Below are 6,119 nucleotides of genomic sequence, written 5' to 3' on the forward strand. Positions count from 1 at the left end.
AGGTCGTTTAAGTCTCTGGACTAAAAATGGACTAAATTTTTATGCTTGTTTTTTCCTCAATCGCACTCTCATTTACCCAAATTCGGTCTGAGCTTTCCCAGACCGATCCTCAACAATTTTGTTTCATTAGTCTCAAGTAAGACTAATTTTGAGTCTAGTTGTGAGTCTCAAAAAACACTATGTGCCACCCTATTAGAAGCATCGAGTCGGCGGCAAGATCGCTCCTGCATTCACCCGATAGAGTCGCTTCAAATCCAGAATTGCTTGTCGATAGCGCACTAACCTACCTCTATCGCTAGTTTCCCTGTAAGTTTCAGCTCCTGAAACCTTCAGAATGCCCTCCTTATCCCAATTGACTAATTCGTCTCCCATTGAATTGGCTGGAATTCGTTGCCGACCAATCCCACCAATCTCCTCTAGCCCTTGAGCGAGAACACGATCGGTAACTGAACCACTCACACACACACTCACTTCACCAAAGCTGCGAGTATCGTAATACTTGCCAATCACCTGCCCTCCCTGTTTACGAAATAGAAAACAATTGCCCACCACTTCACTAGGAGCAGTCACAGTTCCCGATCGAGGACGTTGGCTACAGAAGCGGTAATTTCCATCTTTCAGATTATTGCGAAAGTCAAATGCCGCAGGCTGGCTCTCAGCTTTAAGCAGAGTCGTGAAGGGAATACAAAGGTTGAAAATTAATATTAGGAGAAGATGACGGTTCATAGTGTTGAACTGAAACATTGGTAATTAGAGTTGACGTAAATTTGCAGGCTCAAGTATTTAAACTAAAACAATCGGAATCTATCCGCTCTGCTGAATCCAAAAACTTGGTCATCAGAAAGTCTCCGCAGCTTGAAAAACTTCTGTATAGACGTTTTGCGCTATCCCTACTGCCTCAAATCGATGCAGCAAAAATGCTCTTCGTATACCAATTCAATAGAATTTAATTGATAGTCAAACTAATTCAATTATCTTAATTTCTCCATTTATATAGATTTATAACCGAGACAACTCAGCCAGTCACAGTACCGAAGCTAACACCACTTTAAACCTGATAGAATCTATTCGCGACTCTACAAAAAGTTTCAAATCCTATCGCTTCACTTCATCTCTGCTAGCCCCAGCCCCAGCATGTCAACTCACCGGACTGTCCTTGTCGTCTCTGACTCAGATGAGAACGATCGCGAATATGAGCATCAATTACAACAGGACAGAACTGTTGCATACAGAATCTTGAAATGTCAAACCCCAATTTTGGCGCTGTCTCAGCTACAGCAAATCGATGCCATTCTCTTAGAGCTTCATTTTCCCCACTCCAATAGCGTTACTCTGCTGCGTCAATTAAAAGAACAAATGGGCGATCGCTGCCCCCCGATCGTTGTGATCGACGATGAAGACACAAAGACCGCAGTCCAGGCATTCAAAAACGGCGCAGCAGACTATCTCGTTAGAGATCAGATCACACCCGATGACCTGCGACTCTCATTGCGGAACGCGATCGAAAACGCAGAGTTACGACGAGAACTGCAACGCAGCCAAGAGCAGTTCCAAACCTCAGTTGAGAATATGCTCGACTGTTTTGGCATCTTCTCAGCCATCCGTGACCGCTCAGGACAGATCTTAGATTTTCGCATCGATTATCTCAATGCAGCAGCGTGCGAAAACAACCAAATGCCCAAGGAAATGCAGATTGGACGCGGCTTATGTGAGGTACTACCAGGTCATCGTGAATCAGGCTTGTTCGATGCATATTGCTATGTGGTGGAAACGGGTGAACCCTTAATTAAAGACTCCCTAATCTACGATGACACCTATGCCGATCGTCGACTGGTGCGGGCTTTTGATATTCGAGTCACCAAACTGAATGACGGCTTTGTTGCCTCTTGGCGCGATGTCACCGATCGCAAATATCTAGAACTCGAGCTAAACCAGACCGTAATCGACCTGAAACAACAGCGGAATCGACTAAAACGGCTAATTGATACGGCTCCAATCGGCATTGGCATCGCCACCGCCTGCGGTGACGTGAGCGTCATCAACGACACTATGCTGCACCTACATGGTTACACCCGAGAAGAATTTGAGCAGCACGGCATGAACTGGCGTGACTTTGCCCCACCGGAGCTATCGGCACAAACCAAGCAGGCAATGGAACACCTGCGGCAACAGGGCGCCCTCCCACCTGGAGAAAAAGAACTGGTTCGGCGCGATGGAACACGGCTTCCCATTTGGATCAGTGCGACACAATGGGTAGATGGCATAGATGAGCATGTCGCCTTCGTGATCGATCTCTCTCAGCAAAAACAAGCTGAAGCAGCCATCCAACAACTCAACCAGGAGTTAACCGATCGCGTCTTAGAACTGCAAACGCTATTAGAAATCCTACCCGTCGGTGTCGCGATCGCCGTTAATCCAGCCTGCACTGAAATGCAGAGCAATGCTTACATTCGAGAAATGCTCGGCACTCGTTCCGGCGAAAACATCTCCAAGACCGCACCTACTACCGAGCAACCCTCCTATCGCACCTTCCAAAATGGACAGGAAATTCCCCCTGAGAATCTGCCCATGCAGATCGCTGCCAGACTGGGCGTAGAAGTGCGAGATGTAGAGTTTGACATCCTACTCCCCGATGGCACAATCCGCCAGCTCCTATGCTATGCAACCCCCCTACGCGATGATCAAAATCAAATCCGGGGCGCGATCGGAGCCTTTCTCGACATCTCGGAACGCAGTCAGTCCGCCGCCGCCCTCAAAGCCAGCCAGCAGCGCTACCAAGCGTTAGCCGAAGCCATGCCGCAAATGGTATGGACTGCTGATGCCACCGGAGGTGTTAACTACTGGAATCAACGCTGGTATGAGTACACAGGATTCAGCGAAGCGGAGTCGATGGGCTTAGCAGGACTAAGTGCACTTCATCCCGACGATCGCGATCGCACCCTGTCTCAATGGAGTACATCGCTCCTCAATCAAGCACCCTTTGAAATTGAATATCGAATCCGCAGTCACAAGGGCGAATACCACTGGTTTATCTGTCGCGCTGTACCAACCCAGGATGACCAAGGACAAACCACAGGTTGGATTGGCACCGTAACCGATATTGACAGCCGCAAGCAAGCCGAACTTGCTTTGCAACAGAGCCAAGAGCGGCTAAATCTGGCAATGAAAGCTGCCAAAATGGGCAGTTGGGACTGGGATCTTCAAACCAATCGTGTCCATTGGTCTACCAATTTAGAACATCTATTTGGCATGGCTCCTGGTAGCTTTGATGGACGCTATGAAACCGTCAGATCAATGATTCATCCCGATGATCTGCCCTGGGTTGAGCAAGCAATTCAGCATACACTTCACGATCGAGAAGAATACAACATCGAATTCCGCTTTATTCTGCCGGATGGCACAGTACGGTCGGCACTGGGTCTGGGACAAGTCTTCTATGATGCAGCAGGCACCCCAGTCAAGATGGCTGGGGTGGACATGGATATTACAGAGCGCAAACGGGTCGAAGAAGACCTACGCGCTAGTGAACAACGCTTTCGCCTCATGGCAGACAACACGCCCATGATGATCTGGGTCGCAGATACTACAGGGCATTGCACCTACTTAAGTAAACGCTGGTACGAGTTCACCGGACAAGCAGAAGTCGCAGGACTAGGGTTGGGGTGGCTCGACGCTGTGCACTCCGAAGATTACGAAGCGACCAGAACGATTTTCCTAAATGCAGTTGAGCGCCACGAAGCATTTCAGACGGAATATCGGCTGCGGGGACAGGACAGCAACTATCGGTGGGTGATTGGAGCCGGGCACCCTTGGACTGATCCAGAGAGTCATCAGTTCAAAGGACACATTGGCTCGATCGCTGACATCCACGATCGCAAACTTGCAGAAGAAGCCTTGCACCAGAGCGAAGACCGCCTCCGCATCGCGATCGCCTCTGCTCAGTTAGGCACTTGGGACTGGAATCTGATCACCCGTGAACTTATCTGGGATACAGGCTGCAAAGCTATTCTCGGCTTACCCCCTGAAGCCGACGCTAGCCTCGAAGTCTTTTTTGAGGCGCTGCATCCCGACGATCGCGAGCGCGCAGAACAGGCAATGCAATGGTCAATCAATTCAGCCAGTGGCGGCGATTACGATGTGGAATATCGCACGATCGGAATTCAAGACCGCATTGAGCGCTGGATTAGGGCAAAAGGACAAGCGTATTTTGATGCGACCGGAAAGCCGCTTCGGATGATCGGTACGATCTTAGACATTACTGAGCAAAAACGAGCCGAAGCCGCTCTTGCAGAGCGTCGGGATCATATCGAATTGCTGTATGAAACGACCCGCGATTTGCTTTCTTCTACCCAACCGCTTGCTCTGATTGAAACCGTATTTAATAAGCTCAAGGATCGAGTGGGACTAGATGTGTATCTCAATTACATCCTGGATGAATCGCAGCAAAAGCTACAGCTTGCTAACTACGGCGGCATCCCAGAGGACGTTGCTCAGCAGATCAAATGGCTAAACATTGGGCAAGCCATTTGCGGTACGGTCGCGCAAGAACGCCACCAAATCGTGCGGGCAGAGATTCAGCAGTCTGATGATCCGAAATTGGAACTAGCACGATCGCTCGGTGCCACCGCTTGTGCCAGCCAGCCCTTGGTGGTTCGAGAAAAATTGTTTGGCACATTAAGCTTTGGCAGCCTCAGCCGCACTGAATTTACAGCCTCTGAGCAGTCTCTCTTTCAAGCGATCTGCGACCAAATTGCGATCGCCCTAGAACGCTCCGAGCTACTCAACTCCCTCCAGCAGCAGACCGAAGAACTTGTCCGCGTCAACCGCATCAAAGACGAGTTTTTAGCAATTCTGTCCCACGAGTTACGATCGCCCCTCAACCCCATTCTCGGTTGGACAAAGCTACTGCAAGCGGGTAAAGTGAACGCGGCTCAAATGCCTCAAGCCCTCGCGACGATCGAGCGTAACGCCAATCTTCAGACCCAGCTAATTGATGATCTCCTCGATGTTGCCAAAATCCTACGCGGCAAGCTCACCTTAAATATAAACTCTGTCAATCTATCCTTTGTGATTGAAGCGGCGATCGAAACAGTCAGAACAGCATCCACAGCTAAAGCAATTTCACTGCATTCTGTGTTACACAACATTGGGCAAGTAAGGGGTGATGCGGCTCGCCTTCAGCAAGTCGTCTGGAACCTGTTGTCCAATGCGATTAAATTTACTCCTAATAGTGGACAGATAGACATCCACCTAGAACAAGTCGGCAATCAGGCACAACTCACCGTAAGCGACACGGGTAAAGGCATTAGTCCAAAATTTCTTCCTCACATTTTTGAATCCTTCCAGCAAGAAGATGCTTCGATTACTCGCAAATATGGGGGATTAGGGTTAGGGTTAGCGATCGTTCGTCAGTTAGTGGAAGCGCACGGCGGCACCATTACAGCCGATAGCCCCGGCGAAGAATTAGGCGCAACGTTCACGGTCTTACTGCCCTTGCTCAATGTTGAACCCGCAATCCAGCCATCGATCGAGCCACCCCACCAAGAACTCGATTTAACTGGGATTCGAGTCCTTGGCGTGGATGATGAACCTGATGCCCGCGATCTACTCGCAGTATTACTCACCCAATACGGAGCAGAGGTTTTGATCGTGACTTCTGCCGCAGAGGTACTCTCAAATTTGCCATCTTTCCAACCCAATATATTGGTCAGTGATATTGGGATGCCCAAAGTCGATGGATACACGCTGATTCAACAGGTACGGAGTTTACCCGTCGAGCAGGGGGGACAGATTCCCGCGATCGCGCTCACTGCTTATGCCAGAGAAGATGATCATAACCGGGCAATCAACAGTGGATATCAACGGCATATCACAAAGCCACTTGACCCAGAACAGTTAGTGCAAGCGATCATCACCCTCATAGACTAAATCCGGTGCTGCCCTAGCGAATCTCATCCCAGATGATAATTTGAGACTCAATATGAGTCTAGAGCTGAGACTAATTCAACCTGAGTTCGGGTTAAGCCGGGAGCAGCAGATTGTGGTCGAGCGCAATGGACGGTTTCTTCGGTTGATGGCAGTAGGCAATCAAGCCGCCGAGAATGTTGACAAAGCAATTG

General features: G+C 49.4%; 2 protein-coding genes. One reads left to right on the forward strand and one right to left on the reverse strand.

The window, feature by feature from the left end; all coding sequences use genetic code 11:
• Positions 1–192 precede the first annotated feature (192 nt).
• Positions 193–726 (reverse strand): hypothetical protein, encoded by a 534-nt coding sequence (locus tag NC980_RS14190; RefSeq protein ID WP_190376707.1) that lies wholly within the window; start codon positions 724–726, stop codon positions 193–195.
• 408 nt (positions 727–1,134) lie between these two features.
• On the opposite strand from NC980_RS14190, the gene NC980_RS14195 reads away from it, so the two are divergent.
• The gene (locus NC980_RS14195) at positions 1,135–5,928 is read left to right on the forward strand and encodes a PAS domain S-box protein (RefSeq protein ID WP_190376708.1); all 4,794 of its coding nucleotides are present in this window, start codon (positions 1,135–1,137) and stop codon (positions 5,926–5,928) included.
• The last annotated feature ends 191 nt before the right edge of the window (positions 5,929–6,119 follow it).

Source organism: Leptolyngbya sp. AS-A5 (assembly GCF_039962495.1).
In the GTDB taxonomy this organism is placed as follows: Bacteria; Cyanobacteriota; Cyanobacteriia; order Leptolyngbyales; family Leptolyngbyaceae; genus Leptolyngbya.